Raw genomic sequence first — 19,924 nt, forward strand, 5'->3', positions numbered from 1 at the left:
CTGCTCGCGCTCAGGACGTGCGCCTCACCAGACCGGTCGACGGCGGTATACGGTCAGTCGAAATCCGTTGCCGGAAAACCCAATACGTCCAGGCTTGGTAGATCACCGTCAACGGAGCCATCAACACCGTCACCCAGGTCATGATCTTGAGGGTGTACGGCGTGGACGACGCGTTGTAGATCGTCAGGTTCCATTGCTTGTTCAGCGTCGAAGGCACGAGGTTCGGATAGAGCGCTCCAAAAAGAAGGATCACCACGGCTGCCACGACCACGGCAGTGCACAGAAAAGCCCAGCCATCGGATGCTCGTCGCCACACCAGCGCAACTGCTGCCAGCTGTGCGACCACCGCGAGGCCCAGCACCAGCCAGGTCCAATTCTTGCCGTAGGCCAGTTGCGTCCAAAGCCCAAACCCGCCGACCAGTCCGGTCACCGGGAGTGACAGCCGCACCGCGAAGCGGTGAGCGTCGTCGCGGATCGCGCCCGATGTCTTCAGGGCGACGAACACTGCGCCGTAAAAGAGAAACAGCCCCGCTGTGGCCAGACCGCCCAGCAGCGTGTACGCATTGAGCACGTCGGTGATGGACAAGTCGACGCGTCCATTGGCGTCCACCGGGAGCCCTCGCACCAGGATGGCGAACGCCACGCCCCACAGCGCGGCGGGTAGCCAGGACCCGGCCGCGATCCCGAAGTCGGCCCATGTCCGCCATTTCGAGTCGTCGACCGTGCCGCGCCATTCGATCGACACCGAACGCACGATCATGCCGAACAGGATCGCCAGCAGCGGCAAATACAGGCTGGAGAAGACGGCGGCATACCAGCCGGGAAATGCGGCGAACATCCCCGCGCCGGCGGTGATCAGCCAAACCTCGTTGCCGTCCCACACCGGACCGATGGTGTTAAGTGCCGCGCGGCGACGCGCCTCCGGATCGCCGGCGCCGGCGCGGGCGCGGGCCAACGGTTCCATCAGCATGCCCACGCCGAAGTCGAAGCCTTCGAGGATGAAGAAGCCGACGAACAGCATTGCGATGATGCCGAACCACAACTGTTGCAGTCCCATCGGTCAGCTCCTTTCGGACAGCAGGTGTCAATAGGCGAACGACAGCGGTGCGACCTCGTCGTCGCTGGGAGAGCGGGGCGCTGCCGGTTCCGCGTCGTATTTCTGTGGCCCCTCGACGACGTAGCGCTTGAGCAGCCAGAACCAGATCACCGCGAGCACCCCGTAGACCAGGGCAAACATGACCAGGGAGGTAATGACCATTGCGGGGGCGTGCTGCGAGACGCCTTGGCGGACGGTCAGCCGAATCATTTGGTCGCCGGTCGGGTTGGGTGCGACGATCCACGGTTGGCGGCCCATCTCGGTGAACACCCAGCCCGTGATGTTGGCCAGGAACGGCGTGGGAATGGTCAGGAGCGCGAACCAGGCAAACCAGCGCTGGTTCGCGATGTGCCCGCCGCGGGTCAACCACAATGCGGCCAGCGCGAACAGCATCGGAATCGCCAGCAACCCGATCATCATTCGGAACGACCAGTAGGTGACGAACAGGTTCGGCCGGTAGTCGCCGGGCCCGAAGCGCTGCTGGTATTCGCGTTGCAGGTCGTTCACCCCTTGCAGCGTCACACCGCTGAACCGGCCGTCGGCCAAAAACGGCAATGCGTACTGCACCTTGATCACCCGGGTGACGTGGTCGCAGTTGTTGTGCGTGCCGATAGTCAACACGGAGAAGTCGGGGTCGGTCGCTGTGTCGCACAGTGTTTCCGCCGACGCCATCTTCATCGGTTGCTGGCGGAACATCAGCTTGCCTTGCGCGTCCCCCGTGAATAACAATGCGACCGCGGCGGCCAGCACGACGAAACATCCAAGGATGGTGGCCGGGCGGTGCATGGTGCGGGCATCGTTGTCGTCTTTGCCGCGGACCATCCACCACGCGCTGACCGCGGCGACGAACGTCCCCCCGGTCAGCAATCCGCCGGTGAAGGCGTGCAAAAACGCTTGCTGGGCGGTGTTATTGGTCAGCAACGCCACGATGCTGGTCATCTCCGCGCGCCGGGTGGCGGGGTTGTAATGCGCGCCGACCGGGTGCTGCATGAAGGAATTGGCGGAGATGATGAAGAACGCGGACGCCTCGACCGCCATCGCGACGATCCAGATGCACGCCAGGTGCACCAGCCGGGGCAGCCGGCTCCAGCCGAAGATCCACAACCCGAGGAAGGTGGATTCGAAGAAGAATGAAGCCAGCCCCTCCATCGCCAGTGGCGCGCCGAACACGTCGCCGACAAACCGGGAGTACTGGCTCCAATTCATCCCGAATTGGAACTCCTGCACGATCCCGGTGGCCACACCGATCGCGAAGTTGATCAAGAACAGCTTGGCGAAGAATTTGGTCAGCCGATACCACGCGGTGTTGCCGGTGACCATCCACGCGGTTTGCATGATGGCGATCAGCGGCGCCAGACCCATGGTCAGCGGCACGAAGATGAAGTGGTAGACGGTGGTGACACCGAACTGCCACCGCGACATGTCGACGACGTTCATGTGTCATCTCCCTGACGACGGGCGCGAGCTACTCCGACGTAGTGTAGTAGACGGCTAACGCTACGACAATTGATGTGCGCATCACGGTCGGCGCGGTCAGGCCGCGTCATGTGGTCCACCCGCCAGCGCCTTGTCGGCCCTGTTGGATGCGCTACGGATACCGAACGACGACACGATCTCGAAGGCGCCGATCACGACCAGCCAGATGCCGACGATCAGCGTCAGGATCGCCAGTGATTCAAAGGGCGACGCGATCAGCACAATGCCGGCCAAAAGACTGATCAGCCCAAGGAATATCTGCCAGATGCGGCCCGGCAATGCGGGATCGCTGATCGCCGAGACCGTGGTCGCCACGCCGCGGAAGATGAAGCCGACGCCGATCCAGATTGCCAAGAACAGGATCGCGGTCAGTGGATCCTTGCCGAAATGCCGGAAAGCGAGCACCGCCAGAATTAGCGCCGCGGCGCCGCTGATGAACAACAGCACGCGCCCGCCGGCAGAGACATGCAGACTGAACGCGAAGACGACTTGCGCGATTCCGGTGATCAGCAGGTAAACGCCGAAAAGAATGGCCGCGATGAGAATAGAATCGCCAGGCCACACCAACGTCAAGATGCCCAACGCCAGGGCCAGAATTCCAGACACCAGCGTCGACTTCCACAGATGCGGCAACAACCTTGGGACAGCAGTGGTTTCCATGCCCGAAGTCTCGCACAAATGACGATCAGGATGGAAGGTTTGCGTTAGGACTCAGACCCCCGCCGTTTGCGGCGCCTGCGCACGCACTCCGCCGGAACCAGTGTCGGGTTTGCGGCCAACGAGATACCAGGTGCGCATGAAGTCTTTGCCTTTGACCTCGACGACACCCCGTTCCTGTAACACGAAGCGGCGAGAGCCCACCGCGCCCGCGACGACCGGACCATTGGCAAGTCCGATACGCAAAGGCAACGTATTGCCGCGCGAATCCTTCAATTCGCTTGCAGCTGCGGCCATGTCGAGCGCAAGGCCTGCCAATGCCTCGAGGTGATCCGGCCGCGGCTGGGGCACTCCGCTGACCACCATGTAGGAATCGCCGCTGACTTCGATTTTCTCCAGTCCGTGTTTATCCACCAGCGCGTCGAAGTCGCTGAAAATCCGATCCAGCAATCGGATCAGCTTGTCCGGCGCGATGTCGCTGGCCCGCTCGGTGAAACCGGCGATGTCGGCTAACAGCACCGCGGCGTCGTCGTATTTATCGGCAATGATGTTGCGCGCCGGGTCTTTTAGCCGCTCGGCGATGCTGGCCGGCAAGATATTGACCAACAGGGCTTCGGAGCGTCGGTATTCCATTTCCACGGCCTCCCGCGCGTGGCGCAGTGCGTACCACACCGTCGCGACCGCCATCGCGCAGGCGGAGGTGACGACGAAGCCCAGGGACATAAACCACTGTGGCTCAACACCGGTAGCGCGGGGGACGAGGAACTGCAGCGTGATCACCATCGCGGCGGCGATGGCGGCCAAGGTCGCCGCCAGGACAATGCGCTAACGGCGAGTTGGACTACCACCAGGCAGGCTGCGACTAAATCACACCGGTCCACCACAGCTGGGGCACGACAACAAACTGCATGACCCCGAATCCCGCGCTGATGAATGTCGCGAGGGATGTGTTGAGGCGCAGTATGCGGCGCCGGCGCGCGATGCGGTCGGTATAGAGCTGATCGCGCACGCGCGGTTGTGCCCGCACTGCCGCTACGCAGTCCGGCGTTCGCCCCGAACCTGCTGGCTGTGTGGCACCGCATTTCTTAGCCGCCACGGCAAAGTTAGCTGCCACGGCAAAAGCTTAATGGATCAGCCACCCTGACATGGAATGTCCGACCAGCGACCCGTTGGGCATGATGTGCTGCACCATCCGGCCATCGCGAGTGGCCAGGTCCGCGATCATCCGCCGGTGGCAACGCCACCAGGTCGGCTCCCCGCACATGATGGCGACGTTATGGCCGTCGGCCTCCTGCAGCAGTCGCTGATATGCGGCGTGGAACTCGGGTGTGCGGGTGTGGGCCGCGTAGTTGGCGAACGCTTGATTTTGCCACCATCGGTCGCGCGGTAGTTGCGTGGCGGGCGGCTTGCGTCGTCCGCCAAGATCGCGCTCATGGCGGTAGCCGATTCCGGCGGCGGACAGCCAGTCCGGCATGACCTCTTTCTCAACATCCGGATTGCGACGCGAACCGGGGGCACTGCGCACGTCGACCAGCAGTTCGATGTCATGTTGGCGAAGTAGGGCGGTCAGTTGTTCAGCGGTCTTGGCGCCGTGGCCGATCGTGTACAGCACCGTTTGTGAGTGCCCTCGGTGAGATTCGAACTCACACTGGACGGGTTTTGAATCCGTTTCCTCTGCCAGTTGGGATACGAGGGCCTGCTCTCTACGGCATCCCACCCTAGAGGATTGCCGCAAGGAGTCGAGTGTCACGACCCCGCGGCCGATGATCGCCGGGAACCAGGACAGAATGTCGTCATGACCAGCTCCACGACCAACGTCGATAGCCAAACCGCGCCGCGCGTGCTGATCGCCGAGGATGAGGCGCTCATCCGGCTCGACTTGGCCGAGATGCTCCGCGAAGAAGGCTACGAAATCGTCGGCGAGGCCGGCGACGGCCAGGAAGCCGTCGAGCTGGCCGAGCAGCTCAAGCCCGACTTGGTGATCATGGACGTCAAGATGCCGCGCCGGGACGGCATCGACGCGGCGTCGGAGATTGCCCGCAAACACATCGCACCGATTGTGGTGCTGACCGCGTTCAGTCAGCGTGACCTCGTCGAACGGGCGCGAGACGCGGGCGCGATGGCTTACCTGGTCAAACCGTTCACCATCTCGGACCTCATCCCGTCGATTGAACTGGCGCTGAGCCGGTTCAGCGAGGTCAGGGCGCTGCAGCGGGAAGTCGCCACCCTGTCGGAGCGACTGGAAACCCGCAAGCTCGTCGAACGAGCGAAAGGCTTGTTACAGGCCAACCAGGGGATGACCGAGCCGGAGGCGTTCAAGTGGATACAGCGCGCCGCGATGGATCGGCGGACCACGATGAAGCACGTCGCCGAAGTCGTGTTGGAAACCCTCGACGCGCCCAAAGGCGCGGAACCGTCGGGCTAACGGCCGCCGCGGGGCGTATGCCTAACCGGTGACGCGGAATCGCTTGACGCGTGCTGACCTGCCGGATATCAGTTCCACGTGATTGCGCGGCACGTCTAGGTGCGAGGCGAGTAGCCGGACGACGGCCTCGTTGGCCCGGCCGTCGACGGCGGGCTCACGGACGTAGATCGTCAGCCCACCATCGGCGCCGACCTCTACGAGTGGACCTTTGCGGCTCCTCGGTTTGACCTTGACGACGACGATTTCGGGTTTGGCCATGGAGCCCATCATGTCGTTAGCGTGGTAGTTGCACGCCAACCGCGCCGTCGTCGGGCAAGGCGCGCCACGGCTGCGGTGCAATCCGTTGCGATATCCGGCAATTCGGGCAGATGCTGCGGATAGCGCGGGGTGACCGTGCTGACCGCGCGCACCGAAGGCAGCTTCTGCGCGTGCGTGGCGCCCGCAACGAAACCCGGATAGTCGTTACCCCATTTGGCCCCACGGGTGCATGCCGGCGCCGAGGATGTAGACCGGCTCGCTCATGCTCGTTAGCGCCGCTCCTCCGCATCGCTTCGCTCGGCGCCGTCGCCGGCGGACGCGATCCTCCACGCGTAGACGATGCGCTCCACGCCGTCGTCGTCGACGAACGGCGGCATCGTGGTCCGCTCCATCCCCAGGCCGACTTTCAGGTCCGCGGCCAGCGTGCCGTCCAGCGCCTTGCCCAGCACGATCAGGCCCTCGTCGGCCAACTCCACCGCGGCAACGGCGAACGGCTCGAATTGGTCGGGAGAAGATTAGGGTAGGGCGGCGGCGGTGCATACCGGTTTTCGGTGTAGCGCCACAGCTTTCCGCGCCGCGACAACGCCACTTGGTCGAGCTGGTCACCCCTCGCAGCCGGGGTTGGGGCAATTGTTGGCCCGGGGCGGGAACACGTAGGTGCCGCATTGCGGACATTTCGCGCCGATCAGGTGTGGCAACCCGGTGTCGTCAGCGGCGAACCAGCCGTCGATCGGCGGTTCTTGACGGGTAGTTCCTGGCATTGCGCCAGCGTACCGACAACGCCGGCAAAAATGAAACGTGTTGCAGTTTTGCCGCGGTGGACGTGGCGTCAGGACCAGTGCCTAGAGTTAAGACCGTGAGGCCAGCCAAGACCGCGAGCGCCAAAACGCAGCCCGGCACGGCCGCTGACGACAAGCCGACGTTGATGCTGCTGGACGGCAATTCGCTGGCGTTCCGGGCGTTCTACGCGCTGCCGGCGGAGAATTTCAAGACCCAGGGCGGGCTGACCACCAACGCCGTCTACGGGTTCACCGCCATGCTGATCAACTTGTTGCGCGACGAATCGCCCACGCATGTGGCCGCGGCGTTCGACGTGTCGCGGCAGACCTTTCGCTCCGACCGCTACCCGGAGTACAAGGCGAACCGGTCGTCCACCCCGGACGAGTTCCACGGCCAGATCGACGTCACCAAGGAAGTCCTTGCGGCGCTGGGCATTACGGTGCTCGCCGAGCCCGGTTTCGAGGCCGACGACCTGATCGCGACGTTGGCCACCCAGGCCGAGAAGGAGGGCTACCGGGTACTGGTGGTCACCGGCGACCGCGATTCGTTGCAGCTGGTCACCGACGACGTGACGGTGCTCTATCCGCGCAAGGGCGTCAGCGAGCTCACCCGCTTTACGCCGGAGGCCGTCGTCGAAAAATATGGCCTGACCCCCACGCAGTACCCCGACTTCGCGGCGCTGCGCGGCGACCCGAGCGACAACCTGCCCGGCATCCCGGGGGTGGGGGAGAAGACGGCGTCGAAGTGGATCAGCGAATACGGCTCGCTGCAAGCATTGGTCGACAACGCCGACTCGGTGCGCGGCAAGGTGGGCGACGCGCTGCGGGCGCATCTGTCCAGCGTGGTGCTCAACCGGGAGCTCACCGATCTGGTTCGTGACGTGCCGCTGGCGCAGACGCCGGACACGCTGCGGATGCAGCCGTGGGACCGCGACCAGATCCACCAGTTGTTCGACCAGCTGGAGTTTCGGGTGCTGCGCGATCGGCTGTTCGAGACGCTGGCCGCTGTCGAGCCCGAGGTCGACGAGGGGTTCGACGTGCGCGGGGGAGCTCTGGAGCCCGGCACGGTCGGGCAGTGGCTGGCCGAGCACGTCGCCGACGGGCGCCGATCGGGGCTGGCCGTGGTGGGCACGCATCTGCCCTACGACGGTGACGCGACCGCGCTGGCGATCGCCGCGGCCGACGGCGACGGCGCCTACATCGACACCACGACCTTGACCCCCGACGACGACTCCGCGCTGGCGGCGTGGCTCGCCGACCTGGAGAAGCCGAAAGCGCTGCACGAGGCCAAGTTGGCCATCCACGACCTCGCCGGGCGCGGCTGGACGCTGAACGGGGTCAGCTCCGACACCGCGCTGGCCGCCTACCTGGTCCGCCCGGGGCAGCGCAGCTTCGCCCTCGACGACCTGTCGCTGCGCTACCTGCGTCGCGAGTTGCGAGCGGAAACGTCGCAGCAGCAGCAGCTTTCGCTGTTGGATGACACCGACGGGGTCGATGACCAAGCCGTGCAAACCGCGGTGCTGCGCGCCCGCGCCGTCACCGACCTGGCCGACGCGCTGGACGCCGAGCTGGCCCGCATCGACTCCACGTCACTGCTGGCCGAGATGGAACTGCCTGTGCAACGGGTGCTAGCGGGCATCGAGGCCGCGGGTATCGCCGTCGATGTGGACCAATTGACCCAGCTGCAAAGCCAATTCGGCGATCAGATCCGCGACGCGGCTGAAGCCGCATACGCGGTGATCGGCAAGCAGATCAACCTCGGCTCGCCAAAACAGTTGCAGGTAGTGCTGTTTGACGAGCTGGAGATGCCCAAGACCAAGCGGACGAAGACCGGGTACACCACCGACGCGGACGCGCTGCAGTCGTTGTTCGACAAGACCGGGCATCCGTTCCTGCAGCATCTGCTCGCCCACCGCGACGTGACCCGGCTGAAGGTGACCGCTGACGGGCTGCTGAATTCGGTTGCCGGCGATGGTCGTATCCACACCACGTTCAACCAGACGATCGCGGCGACCGGCAGGCTTTCGTCGACCGAACCTAACCTGCAGAACATTCCGATCCGCACCGACGCCGGCCGCCAGATCCGCGACGGGTTCGTCGTCGGTAACGGCTACGCCGAATTGATGACGGCCGACTACAGCCAGATCGAGATGCGGATCATGGCGCACCTGTCGAAAGATGAAGGCGTACTCGAGGCTTTTAATACCGGGGAGGACCTGCACACGTTCGTCGCATCCCGGGCATTCGGCGTTCCGATCGAGGAGGTGACCGGCGAGCTGCGCCGCCGCGTCAAGGCGATGTCCTACGGGCTGGCCTACGGCCTGAGCGCCTACGGGCTGTCGCAGCAGCTGAAGATCTCCACCGAGGACGCCAAACTCCAGATGGACGCCTACTTCGCCCGATTCGGCGGAGTACGCGGCTACCTGATGGACGTCGTCGAACAGGCCCGCAAGGACGGTTACACCTCCACGGTGCTGGGCCGGCGGCGCTACCTGCCCGAGCTGGACAGCAGCAATCGGCAGGTGCGCGAGGCCGCCGAGCGGGCGGCGCTCAACGCGCCGATCCAGGGCAGCGCGGCCGACATCATCAAGGTGGCCATGATCGAGGTCGACGAGGCGCTGAAAGCGGCCGGGCTGGCGTCGCGGATGCTGCTGCAGATCCACGACGAACTGTTGTTCGAAGTGGCCGCCGGTGAGCGGGAGCGGCTTGAGGCATTAGTACGCGAGAAGATGGGCGGCGCCTACCCGCTTGACGTGCCGCTGGAGGTGTCGGTGGGTTACGGCCGCAGCTGGGATGCGGCCGCGCACTGAGCGGCCCGGTACCGCCGAACGTGAAGCCTTTGCGAAATTCCGGCGGAAATCTCGCAACAGTTTCACGCTCGACGCGACCAGGCGCGGTTTGGCCAGCATGTACACCGTCGAGTAGCCTCGACGGGTAACTCGTTTTGTCCCTACGACCTCAACCTGTCCGGAGCAACCCAACAATATGCCGAGTCCCACCGCCACCTCGCCGCAAGTAGCCGTCAACGACATTGGCTCGAGCGAGGATTTTCTCGCCGCGATCGATAAAACAATCAAGTACTTCAACGATGGCGACATCGTCGAAGGGACAGTCGTCAAAGTGGACCGGGACGAGGTCCTGCTCGACATCGGCTACAAGACCGAAGGGGTCATCCCCTCCCGCGAACTGTCCATCAAGCACGACGTCGATCCCAACGAGGTCGTTTCCGTGGGTGATGAGGTCGAGGCCCTGGTTCTCACCAAGGAGGATAAAGAGGGCCGGCTGATCCTGTCCAAGAAGCGCGCCCAGTACGAGCGCGCCTGGGGGACCATCGAAGAGCTGAAGGAGAAGGACGAGGCCGTCAAGGGCACCGTCATCGAGGTCGTCAAGGGCGGCCTGATCCTCGACATCGGGCTGCGCGGCTTCCTGCCCGCCTCGCTGGTCGAGATGCGCCGGGTCCGCGATCTGCAGCCCTACATCGGCAAGGAGATCGAAGCCAAGATCATCGAGCTGGACAAGAACCGCAACAACGTGGTGCTGTCCCGCCGGGCCTGGCTCGAGCAGACCCAGTCGGAGGTGCGCAGCGAGTTCCTCAACCAGCTGCAGAAGGGCGCCATCCGCAAGGGTGTGGTGTCCTCGATCGTCAACTTCGGCGCGTTCGTCGACCTCGGCGGTGTCGACGGTCTGGTGCATGTCTCCGAGCTGAGTTGGAAGCACATCGACCACCCGTCCGAGGTGGTTCAGGTCGGCGACGAGGTCACTGTCGAGGTGCTCGACGTCGACATGGATCGCGAGCGGGTTTCGTTGTCGCTCAAGGCCACTCAGGAAGACCCGTGGCGGCACTTCGCCCGCACCCATGCCATCGGCCAGGTCGTGCCGGGCAAGGTCACCAAGCTCGTTCCGTTCGGCGCGTTCGTGCGCGTCGAGGAGGGCATCGAAGGGCTGGTGCACATCTCCGAGCTGGCCGAGCGGCACGTCGAGGTTCCCGACCAGGTGGTCGCCGGCGGCGACGACGCGATGGTCAAGGTCATCGACATCGACCTGGAGCGCCGCCGCATCTCGCTGAGCCTCAAGCAGGCCAACGAGGACTACACCGAGGAGTTCGACCCGGCCAAGTACGGCATGGCCGACAGCTACGACGAGCAGGGCAGCTACATCTTCCCGGAGGGTTTCGACCCCGAAACCAACGAATGGCTCGAAGGTTTCGACGCGCAGCGCACCGAATGGGAAGCCCGCTACGCCGAGGCCGAGCGCCGGCACAAGATGCACACGGCGCAGATGGAGAAGTTCGCTGCAGCCGATGCTGCCGCGGCCGAGCGGCCGCAGGCCAATGGCCCGGCAGGTGAGGAGCAGCAAAGTGGCGGCTCGCTGGCCAGCGACGCGCAACTCGCCGCGCTGCGGGAGAAGCTCGCCGGCAGCGCCTAACGCCAGGCATGCTTCGCATCGGGCTGACCGGCGGTATCGGCGCCGGTAAGTCGGCGGTGTCGGCCACGTTTTCGCAGTGCGGCGGGGTCATTGTCGACGGTGACGTGATCGCCCGCGAGGTAGTAGAGCCCGGCACCGAAGGGTTGGCCGCGCTCGTCGAGGCGTTCGGCGACGACATTCTGCTGCCCGACGGTGCACTGAATCGTCCGGCGTTGGCCGCCAAGGCATTCAGCAGCGACGAGACCCGCACGACCCTCAACGGAATCGTTCATCCGCTGGTGGGTAAGCGTCGCGCCCAGCTGATCGCCGCCGTACCGGAAGGCTCGGTTGCGGTGGAAGACATTCCGCTGCTGGTGGAGTCCGGGATGGCGCCGTTTTTCCCGTTGGTCGTCGTGGTGTACGCCGACGCGGAGCTGCGGGTGGCACGCCTGGTCGAACAGCGCGGCATGGCTGAAGACGACGCCCGCGCCCGCATCGCCGCGCAGGCTTCCGACGACCAGCGTCGCGCCGTCGCGGATGTCTGGCTGGACAATTCGAGCACCCCGGAGGCGTTGACCGAGCGTGCTCGCGAGGTGTGGGAGCACCGCATCAAGCCGTTCGCCGCCAATCTCAGCGAGGGCCAAGTTGTTCGCTCACCTGTCCGCCTGGTGCCCGCCGACCCGGCGTGGCCCGACCAGGCTGCGCGCATCCTCGCCCGCATCAGGACCGCGTGTGGGGCAAAGGCGTTGCGCGTCGACCATATCGGGTCCACCGCGGTTCCGCGACTGGACGCGAAGGACACCATCGACATTCAGGTCACCGTCGAATCCCTCGCGGTGGCAGACGAACTCGCCGCGGCGCTGCTGGCTGTGGGTTATCCGCGCATCGAACACATCACTGCCGACGTCGCCAAACCCGGCGCCCGCAGCACCGACCAGCGCTACGACCACAATCGTGATCCAATGTTGTGGCACAAGCGAATTCATGGGTCAGCTGATCCCGGCCGGCCCACAAATGTGCATCTGAGGGTAGATGGCTGGCCCGACCAGCAATTCGCGTTGCTGTTCGTCGACTGGCTCAAAGCCAATCCCGAAGTCCGCGACGAGTACCTGGCGGTCAAGCGACGTGCGGAGCAGGCGGCATCTCCGGGCGGAGACATCGAACGCTATCTGGCCGTCAAGGAACCATGGTTCTCCGAGGCATACGGGCGGGCGTGGGACTGGGCGGACGGCTCAGGTTGGCGGCCCGAAACGCCCTAGACCTTAGCCTTAGGGATTGGGGAGCGGGGCGCCGCAGGGCAGCACGCCGTTCAGCGGATCGGTGCTGCCCGGCGTCGGCCGGACGAACTGATCGACTTGGGTGGCGACGTTTCCGTCCACGTCGATCTCGCAGTGCACCTTCGCCGCATCAGGCCACGGGATCGACACTTGCATCCCGGCTTGCTTGGGACAGATCGGACCGCGCGGTTGCGGGAGTTAGCTGCGAGCTGATCACAGCGCCGGTCGACGCGGCGATTGCGATCCGTCTGCACATCGCAGAGCCCATAGCCGCAAAGATTACCGCCCTTCGTTATCTGACGACGCCATGTTGCCCGCGGTCGTCAATCCGGTTGGCAGTGCAGGCAACCTTTGCCTGACGAATCTGGCTGCCCGGTAGCGGGCCTGCCAGCTCACGCCGAAATCCTTCCACGTCAGGCAGCTCAGGCACGAAATCTCGCCACCCGTTTTATCGGGCGTCTACGGTGGGCGTCAGCGGGTCTCCCGTACTACTTCGGCAGCCTCCTTGTCGGTGCGCAGTCCCTGGTAGCGGGGGTGGCGCAGCTTGCCGTCGCGGGTCCACTCGGTGAAGCCGATCTGGGCGACCAGCTCCGGGTGCACCCACCGGGCCCCGGCAACGTGGCGCAGCCCGCGGGTGAACGGCGGCGCGTCTTGTTCGACCGCCGACAGTCGGTTGTGCAGGCTGCGCAGCGTGGCTTCGTCGAAGCCCGTTCCCACCTTGCCGGCGTAGACCAGGTCGCGGCCGTCGTAGTAGCCGAGCAGCAGCGCACCCAACTCCACCCGGCTGCCTTTGGGAGCGGTGTAACCGCCGACGACGAACTCCTGGTCGCGGACGCACTTGAATTTCAGCCAGTTCGGCGAGCGGCGGCCGTCATACTTCGAGTCGGCCAGTTTGGCAATCACCCCTTCGTCGCCCCGCTGGCACGCGGCTCGATAGGCGGCTATGCCGTCTTCGACGCGGTGCGGGGTGTTGCGGAGCGGACCGCTGAATTGAATAGCGCTGCGCAGCAAACGTTTGCGCCAGGTCAGCGAAATGTCGATGGTGGACGCGCCATCCAGGTGCAGCAGGTCGAACAGGTAGTAATAGACGCGCACCGGTGACTTCCGCGCCACCGCCGGGTTAGTGATGCCCAGGCGGCCCTGCAGCCGGGCGAAGCTGGTGCGCCGCCCAACGAATGCCACCACCTCGCCGTCCAGCACGAACCGCGAAGTGCTCTGCGCGGCGAGCGCATCGACCAGTTCCGGGTAAGTTCCGTTGAGCGACAGGCAGTTTCGCGACAATAGCCGCACTCGGTCACCGTCGCGAAACGCCAGAGCGCGCATCCCATCGAACTTGCGCTCGAAGATCCAGCCGGGATCGGAGAATCGCTTTTCGGTCAAGGTGGCCAGGGTGGGAGCTCGCCAGTCTGGCACCGGCTCGTCGCGCAGCGCCGCACGGAGGAAGTCGGGCAGGCCGGCGAGGTCGGTCATGACAACTCGTCGAGCGTGCGGCCGGTCAGCACCGACTCCGGCTCGGTTCGGACCGGATTCCGCCGGGCGGTGTCGTCAGAGGCCTCGGCGTCTCGGCGCTTCATCAGCAGCCACGTCTCGTTTTTGCCCTCCCGGATCCGGGTCAGTGCATAACCGCCGTGCAGCTTTTCGCCGTACAACCGAAATGACAGATGACCACGACCGAGACAGGTGGTCATTTGGTGTTCGGTCCGGTTGGAGTAAGTGCCGCAGTCCCAGACAACGACGCTGCCGGCGCCGCACTCGCCGTCCGGAATCACGCCCTCGAACTCCGCGTAGTCCAACGGGCGGTCCTCGGTGCGGCGTGCCATTCGGCTGTCCGTCGGTTTCGTCGAAGGCCCGCTCGGAATCACCCAGGACGCCAGGGCGCCGTCGATCTGAAGGCGAAAGTGGTAGTGGTCGCTGCCGGCCACGTGGTGCTGGACGATGAAACGCGGCCCCGGACTGCGGGCTGGCCGCCGCCTGTGTCGATAACCCATCCCTGGCAAGTACCCGCACGCACCGGACCGGGAAACTGCATGGCGAGTGTGATCACCGCGTGGACGCTGCACGCCAGGTGACGTCCATTCCCTCAGCGGCGAGCCAACGCGGTAGGTCGTAGCCGTGGCTGGACAGTCCATCGACGGCGGCAACCGCCCGGCGCACCGCCTGCTCGCCGACCTCGGGAGTCAACAGGCCGTGCCGCACCGCCTGGAGCAACTCGTCGACGTCGGCCAAATCCACCCCGGCGCTGGTGCGAACCTCGAGATCGAGGTAATGGTCTTCAGAACGCCACACGGCCGCACCGGGAGTGTATTCGCCGACGTCGAGGTAGTAGTCATGGTCGCGTTCGTGGCCGGGGTTGAAGTGAAAGGTGGTCGCGCGCAGGCCCAGCGACGGCAGCAGCCACGACTCGAGGTAGTGGAACTGTGCCCGGCCCGGCGTAGGGCGGGCCACGTATAGGCCCCACGGACGCACGATGTACTCATCGACCGCCCGCACGATTCCTTTCGGATCGGTATTGGTGCGCGCGTCGATGTCAAACGTCTCGTGCTTGGGCGGATGGATGACGTCACCTGACCGGGATCAACGGCGGAGCCGGATCTTCCAGCGCACGAAGCCGGCGTAGAACACGGCCAGCACGGCCAGCATGCCCATGTCGAACAACCAGATTTCCGGCGCGTGCTGCCAGAACCGGTCTTGCGGGAGCAGCGAACCGGGCACCAGATGCCGGACGTCGACCGTCGACGAAGCCGCGGCATAGCCCCAGCGCGCCGGCATCAGCCAGGACAGCTGGTTGAGCCCCAGCCGGCCGGTCACCGGGACCATCCCGCCGCACAACACCAGTTGGGCCATCACCGCCACCACGAACAGCGGCATGATTTGCTCGGTGGACCGAACCAACGACGAAATGGCCAGACCGAGGATCGCCGAGGCGACACACGTCGCGGCGACGGTCGTGAACAGCTCGACGGTGGCGGTCACGCCTGAATGCCCCATCAGCACCGCCCCGCGGGTCGGAGCGCCCTTACCGGTCACCACGATCGCGGTGACGATCGCCGACTGCAGAACGGCGAACCCGCAAAACACCGCGGTCTTGGCGAGCAGGTAGGCCGTCGTCGACAAACCGACGGCTTGTTCGCGTTGAAACACGGGCCGCTCGCCGACCAGGTCGCGGATCGTCAGCGCGGTGCCCATGAAGGCCGCCGCCGGCAGCAACAGCGCCAATATCTGCGCCGATTCGTCCGGGGTGTCAGCGCGCAGCCCGGGGATGCCGAATCCGCTCGAGCCGGGAACGGTCAGCGACAGCGCACCCAGGATGAACGGCAACAGTGCCAGGAAGACGAAGTAGGCGCGGTCGGCGACGACCAGCCGCACCTGCCGGCGGGCGATCGTGGAAATTTGGCGTCGCACGCTGGTGTGGACGGGTTCGCCCAGGTCCGCGGGCTGGTCGGCCGCCGCCGGCGGCGGCTGTTGGCCTCGCTCGAGGAACCGGCGGTTGGCTTCTTCGGGGTCGGCGCCCACCTGGCCGAAAATCTTGGCCCAGTTGGTGGTGCCCATCGCATCACCGATCTGGTCCGGCGGGCCGCAGTACGCCGTCTTGCCGCCCGGGGCCACCAACAGCAGCTGGTCGCAGGTGTCGAGGTAGGACAGCATGTGCGTCACCACAATCACCACCCGGCCGGCATCGGCCAGTTGGCGCAGCATCGTCATGACCTGGTGGTCCAGCGCCGGGTCCAGACCCGACGTCGGCTCGTCCAGGATCAACAGGGACGGGCCGGTGAGCAGCTCGAGTGCGACCGAGGCCCGTTTGCGCTGACCGCCGGACAGCTTGTCGACCCGGGTATCGGCGTGTTTGGTCAAGTCGAGTTCGTCGAGTACCTGGGCGACCACCTTGGCGCGGTCAGCCTTGGTGGTGTCGGGCGGCAGCCGCAGCTCGGCGGCGTAGCCCAGCGCCTGGTTGACCGTGAGCTGGCGGTGCACGACGTCGTCCTGGGGAACCATGCCGATCCTGCTGCGCAGCGATGCGTATTCGGCGTGGACGTCGTGGCCCTCGAAGGTGACCGAGCCGGAGCTCGGTGTGGTGTAGCCGGCGATCAACCGGGCCAGCGTGCTCTTTCCGGCACCTGACCCGCCGATGACGGCGGTCAGCGTCCCGGGACGCGCGGTCACCGAGATGTTGTCCAGCAGTTGTTTGCCGTTGTCGACGATGTAGTCGACGCCGCGGACCTCCAAGCCGCCGGTGCGTGTCGCGGTTTCGGTTTCGCTGCGCGCAACCAGCAGGCCACCGCGCAGGACCAGGTCGACGTTTCCGATAGTGACGACATCACCTTCGGTCAAGATCGCGGAGCCGACCCGGGTGCCGTTGACGAATGTCCCGTTGATGCTGCGGTCCTGAATCTCGGTGCCCAGCGGCGTGAGAACCAACGCCGCATGGTGGCGGGAGGCCAGCACGTCGGGGATCACGATGTCGTTGTCGCTGGCCCGACCGATTGTCACCGACCCGGCCAGTTTCGCGGGCGGCGCCGATCGCTGCGACAGGAACTTCACAAACCTCGTCGCGAGATTGGAGACCTCGCCCGGCCGCGCGCCGACGACGGTCAGCTCGTTGGGCGCCACAAGATCCCGCGGCGGCGCCGAGCCCGCGTTGACCACCGTTGTCCCGGCGGGCGGCGGACCCGGCGGTGGTGTCCGTACGTGCACGTCGGTCGGACTGTCGTGTGTCGATGGGTGCGATACGTTTCGCGCATGCGGAGCCGGATGCCGTCGTGGCGTAGGCGATTGGGCGGACCCGGGCGCGCGGGGGCGCCTGGGCGGGTTAGCGGTCGACCATGAGACGGTGGACGGCCCGGTGTTCCGCGGCGGCCCGCCCTGCGGCGGTCGGTCTGCGCGCCCGCGGTGCTGTCCGACCTCGAAGCTCAGCTGCGGTCCGCCGGCATTGCCGACGTTGATGCTTTGCCCGTCGCGGACGTCGATCACCGGCGTGCGGTACCCGTTGACGAAGGTTCCGTTGACGGAGCCGTTGTCGATCGCGAGCCATTTGCCGTGCTCGAAACGCAGAATCAGGTGTTCGCGGGAAATCCGCGGGTCGGCGATACGGACGTCGGCATCCACGTCGCGCCCGACGACCACGTCTTGGCCGGCCGCGAACGTGTGTTGAGACCCGTCGTGCCAAATGGTCAGCATGGGCGGGGCTGGTCGGCTCACTACATCAGTATCGGCTGCGACGCGGCGGGCATCCACCGCCCCAGCTGTGACTTCGCTATGTTTCGTTCGCAGAGCAGACGCCGATTCATAGCGGTTTCATAAGTGGCGCCAACCCGGGCAACGGCCTCGACGGGCATGATGCCGAGAGTGAGCAAACTGCGTCCGATTGCGCCGAGACTGAAAGCGTCTGGTGTACAAGCCTTTCCGCGTTACCGTTGACCGGGTTGGCGCCGCTGCGCGCAGCGTGCGGATATGAGGGGGTGACGGGCAATTGAATGAGGAGACGAACAACACCCAACGCTGGGATGTCGATCAGCGCCCGGTGAGCGCTCAGCAGCGAGCGCGTGACGCGCCGAGGCGGGGATATCAATCGGTTCCGCATCTGGCGCTCACGCAGCTGTTGCATCGAGTGCCGCTGATCAGATCGATGCCAAACCGTGGCGATGCGCTCGGTGGGCGAGCCAGCCAAGCCAGCGTCCCGCCCGGCGGAGTGGCGAACCGTAGTGCCTTTGCCGGTTATTCGATCTTGCGTCCCTTGGGTTCTGGCGGGATGGCCGACGTCTATCTCGCCAAGCACCCGCGCTTGCCGCGTCGCGACGCGCTGAAAGTTCTGACAAAGCTAATGACGGCCGACGACGAGTTCCGTGAGCGATTCAATCGGGAAGCGGATCTGGCGGCGACGCTATTTCACCCGCATATCGTCGCGGTCCACGATCGCGGTGAATTCGACGGCCAACTCTGGATCGCGATGGACTACGTCGAGGGCACCGACGCAGCCCGATTGGTGAAAGAGCGTTACCGCAAAGGCATGTCAGAGCACGACGTCGGCGCCATCGTAGAGGCAGTCGCAGCCGCACTCGACTATGCCCATGCCCGAGGCCTGCTGCATCGCGACGTGAAACCCGCCAACATCTTGCTCACCCACCCCGAGGAAGACGAGCGACGAATCCTGTTGGCGGATTTCGGAGTTGCGCGTCAGCTTGCCGATATCAGCGGTATCACCGAGACGAACGTCGCAGTGGGAACGGTTGCCTACGCCGCTCCTGAACAGTTGGTCGGGTCGAACATCGACGGACGGGCCGACCAGTATGCGCTGGCCGCCACCACGTTTCATCTGCTTACCGGTCTGCCGCCGTATCAGCACTCCAACCCCGTCGCCGTGATCGGCCAGCATCTCCACGCGGCTGTGCCCAGGCTCAGCGAGCAGCGTCCGGATCTGGCGCGCCTGGATGGTGTTTTCTTCAAAGCCCTCGCGAAGGATCCCGACGACAGATTCGATCGGTGCCGCGATTTTGCCGCCGCATTCAACGACAAGGTCGCTCGCCGCCGCGGCGCTGTCCGTCAACGCGGCGCCGCTTCGGTGAAGCTCGGCCGCAGATTTTCACTCAAGAGCGGCATCGCCGCCGGGACCGCGCTCACGCTGGTGATCGCGCTGGCGATCACCTGGGGCGTTTCCTTTTTCTCCTGGGACGACGAGCCCCAGTCGAAGGCTGCATCACCACCTCGCTTCAATGCGGCGTCGTCAGCGTCGGCGGTGCTGCCCGGTGCAAGTTCGGCAGCCGCCAGACCTGTACTCGACGGTTCCTATCGGTTGGACTACGACCGCGCAAAGCAGACGTCCAACGGCGTGATCCGGAACAACGGCGCGCAAACCAGTTGGTGGGTCTTTCATTCCGCCTGCACGGCGACCGGGTGCGCAGCGACCGGGACCAAGCTGGACAACGTCGGCCATCAAGAGGCAAAGACCACCGGCACCGGCAACACCGGCGTGCTGCATTTCGTCGACGGACACTGGCGAAGCGCGCCCAGGCAGGTAACGGTCGACTGCCGCCAAGCACACGGCACGCAGACTTCGACGCAGGCCGAGACGGTGGTGTGGTCGTTGACGCCGCAACCCGACGGCACGCTGCGCGGCGCGCAGACGCAGACCGTCGAGAGCAACGAGTGCGGCGCGCGGGGCGCGATGTTGCGGATTCCCGTGCTGGCCACCCGGGTTGGCGATGTTCCGTCGGGCGTCGACGTGGCCGACCCCGCGAAGGCCTCGCAGACCTCGGCTGTCCCGGCCGGCGCGTCAGCTCTGCCGGTAGCTGGAGGCGTCTGCGGCGACGTCGACAAACTCGCTTACGACGCAGGCGCCAATGAGCAGGTGGTCTGCGAAGCCAACACCTGGGACAAAGCGCCTGGCACTACCGGGGTGCATCCCGTCGGGACTTCGTGTGACGAGCCGAATGTCGCGGTCTTCGCGATGTCGAAGTCGGACGACGGGTATCTGATCGAGTGCGATCCGGCGACGCGGGTGTGGACCCGTCAGCACGGATAACGCCCGCACTTTGTAGTGCTGTCGGTGGGCCCGCCT

Annotated in this window: 15 protein-coding genes, 1 tRNA gene and 3 pseudogenes; 5 read left to right on the plus strand and 14 right to left on the minus strand. The window is 65.4% G+C overall.

What is annotated here, in order from left to right:
- Positions 1–10: 10 nt before the first annotated feature.
- From cydB to M5I08_RS09755, 6 genes and pseudogenes are all read right to left on the minus strand, one after another.
- Positions 11–1,057, minus strand: a complete 1,047-nt coding sequence (cydB, locus tag M5I08_RS09730) for a cytochrome d ubiquinol oxidase subunit II (RefSeq protein ID WP_219066425.1) — start codon at positions 1,055–1,057, stop codon at positions 11–13.
- Between the two features lie 27 nt (positions 1,058–1,084).
- A complete protein-coding gene (locus M5I08_RS09735) occupies positions 1,085–2,533 on the minus strand; it encodes a cytochrome ubiquinol oxidase subunit I (protein ID WP_219066426.1) in 1,449 nt (482 codons plus the stop codon).
- A 96-nt stretch (positions 2,534–2,629) separates the two neighbouring features.
- Positions 2,630–3,250: an HdeD family acid-resistance protein gene (locus M5I08_RS09740; protein ID WP_219066427.1), complete on the minus strand. Its 621-nt coding sequence runs from the start codon at positions 3,248–3,250 to the stop codon at positions 2,630–2,632.
- 33 nt (positions 3,251–3,283) lie between these two features.
- Positions 3,284–4,325: pseudogene (locus M5I08_RS09745) on the minus strand (adenylate/guanylate cyclase domain-containing protein).
- Positions 4,326–4,352: 27 nt separating this feature from the next.
- Positions 4,353–4,841 carry a DUF488 domain-containing protein gene (locus tag M5I08_RS09750; RefSeq protein WP_219066428.1) on the minus strand — a complete coding sequence of 163 codons (489 nt, stop codon included), beginning with the start codon at positions 4,839–4,841 and terminating at the stop codon, positions 4,353–4,355.
- Between the two features lie 10 nt (positions 4,842–4,851).
- Positions 4,852–4,925 (minus strand) — tRNA-Leu (locus M5I08_RS09755).
- 99 nt (positions 4,926–5,024) lie between these two features.
- Here M5I08_RS09755 and M5I08_RS09760 point away from each other — a divergent pair.
- On the plus strand, positions 5,025–5,654 hold the full coding sequence (locus M5I08_RS09760) for an ANTAR domain-containing response regulator (RefSeq protein ID WP_219066429.1): 630 nt from the start codon (positions 5,025–5,027) through the stop codon (positions 5,652–5,654).
- A gap of 21 nt (positions 5,655–5,675) precedes the next feature.
- On the opposite strand, the gene M5I08_RS09765 is transcribed toward M5I08_RS09760, so the two are convergent.
- From M5I08_RS09765 to M5I08_RS09775, 3 genes and pseudogenes are all read right to left on the minus strand, one after another.
- Positions 5,676–5,912, minus strand: coding sequence for a DUF167 domain-containing protein (locus tag M5I08_RS09765; RefSeq protein WP_219066479.1), 237 nt, complete (start codon positions 5,910–5,912; stop codon positions 5,676–5,678).
- Positions 5,913–5,977: 65 nt separating this feature from the next.
- A pseudogene (locus tag M5I08_RS09770) lies at positions 5,978–6,073 on the minus strand (hypothetical protein); the annotation flags it as partial.
- 108 nt (positions 6,074–6,181) lie between these two features.
- Positions 6,182–6,673: pseudogene (locus M5I08_RS09775) on the minus strand (Zn-ribbon domain-containing OB-fold protein).
- 164 nt (positions 6,674–6,837) lie between these two features.
- On the opposite strand from M5I08_RS09775, the gene polA reads away from it, so the two are divergent.
- From polA to coaE, 3 genes are all read left to right on the plus strand, one after another.
- Positions 6,838–9,501: a DNA polymerase I gene (polA, locus tag M5I08_RS09780; RefSeq protein WP_219066480.1), complete on the plus strand. Its 2,664-nt coding sequence runs from the start codon at positions 6,838–6,840 to the stop codon at positions 9,499–9,501.
- Between the two features lie 175 nt (positions 9,502–9,676).
- Positions 9,677–11,116, plus strand: a complete 1,440-nt coding sequence (rpsA, locus tag M5I08_RS09785) for a 30S ribosomal protein S1 (RefSeq protein WP_219066430.1) — start codon at positions 9,677–9,679, stop codon at positions 11,114–11,116.
- Positions 11,117–11,124: 8 nt separating this feature from the next.
- Complete coding sequence (coaE, locus tag M5I08_RS09790; protein ID WP_219066431.1) at positions 11,125–12,354, plus strand: dephospho-CoA kinase; 1,230 nt, start codon at positions 11,125–11,127, stop codon at positions 12,352–12,354.
- 9 nt (positions 12,355–12,363) lie between these two features.
- Here coaE and M5I08_RS09795 read toward each other — a convergent pair whose 3' ends face one another.
- The 5 genes from M5I08_RS09795 to M5I08_RS09815 all read right to left on the minus strand — a co-directional run bounded on the left by M5I08_RS09795 (position 12,364) and on the right by M5I08_RS09815 (position 17,568).
- Entirely contained in the window at positions 12,364–12,528 is a 165-nt protein-coding gene (locus M5I08_RS09795; RefSeq protein WP_249763222.1) for a hypothetical protein, read from the minus strand.
- Positions 12,529–12,843: 315 nt separating this feature from the next.
- Positions 12,844–13,842 carry a non-homologous end-joining DNA ligase gene (gene ligD, locus M5I08_RS09800; RefSeq protein WP_219066433.1) on the minus strand — a complete coding sequence of 333 codons (999 nt, stop codon included), beginning with the start codon at positions 13,840–13,842 and terminating at the stop codon, positions 12,844–12,846.
- A complete protein-coding gene (locus tag M5I08_RS09805; protein ID WP_249763223.1) occupies positions 13,839–14,294 on the minus strand; it encodes a DNA polymerase ligase N-terminal domain-containing protein in 456 nt (151 codons plus the stop codon). The genes ligD and M5I08_RS09805 overlap by 4 nt, the downstream gene beginning before the upstream one ends.
- A 118-nt stretch (positions 14,295–14,412) precedes the next feature.
- Positions 14,413–14,862 (minus strand): ribonuclease FAU-1 family protein, encoded by a 450-nt coding sequence (locus tag M5I08_RS09810; protein ID WP_219066435.1) that lies wholly within the window; start codon positions 14,860–14,862, stop codon positions 14,413–14,415.
- A gap of 84 nt (positions 14,863–14,946) precedes the next feature.
- Positions 14,947–17,568, minus strand: coding sequence for an ATP-binding cassette domain-containing protein (locus M5I08_RS09815; RefSeq protein ID WP_249763224.1), 2,622 nt, complete (start codon positions 17,566–17,568; stop codon positions 14,947–14,949).
- 271 nt (positions 17,569–17,839) lie between these two features.
- Between M5I08_RS09815 and M5I08_RS09820 the strand changes: the two genes are divergently transcribed.
- On the plus strand, positions 17,840–19,888 hold the full coding sequence (locus tag M5I08_RS09820; RefSeq protein ID WP_249763225.1) for a serine/threonine-protein kinase: 2,049 nt from the start codon (positions 17,840–17,842) through the stop codon (positions 19,886–19,888).
- Positions 19,889–19,924: the final 36 nt, after the last annotated feature.

Source organism: Candidatus Mycobacterium methanotrophicum, assembly GCF_023515995.1.
Classification (GTDB): Bacteria; Actinomycetota; Actinomycetes; order Mycobacteriales; family Mycobacteriaceae; genus Mycobacterium; species Mycobacterium methanotrophicum.